Source organism: Ochrobactrum sp. SFR4 (assembly GCF_019730395.1).
In the GTDB taxonomy this organism is placed as follows: domain Bacteria; phylum Pseudomonadota; class Alphaproteobacteria; order Rhizobiales; family Rhizobiaceae; genus Pseudochrobactrum.
The window spans coordinates 1-256 of sequence record NZ_JAAPBB010001009.1 but is presented as its reverse complement, the minus strand read 5'-3'; the positions used below and the strand labels follow the sequence as shown (position 1 = coordinate 256).

1 protein-coding gene is annotated in these 256 nt (G+C 39.8%); it reads right to left on the bottom strand.

What is annotated here, in order from left to right:
* Positions 1–256, bottom strand: a 256-nt coding sequence (locus HBA93_RS22125; RefSeq protein ID WP_221724676.1) for a TonB-dependent receptor domain-containing protein, incomplete at both ends; no start/stop codon positions are given.

Below are 256 nucleotides of genomic sequence, written 5' to 3'. Positions count from 1 at the left end.
CTTATCTCGGTATTGGTTATTAAAGTAAGTTATATCTAGAGACAACTCCTCATCAAAAAAGCGTTTTTCGATACCAATATCCCAACCCAAATTATGCTCTGGCTTTAAATCTGGATTGCCACGAAAATTAGAACCGCTGAGAATACCAAACTGTTCAATAAAGTCAGGATTTCTTACACCTGTACCGACAGAACTGTGTAACCGTACGTCTGTTTCAGGAACCAGCCAAGCGGCACTGACAGAATAAGTTGTTGCA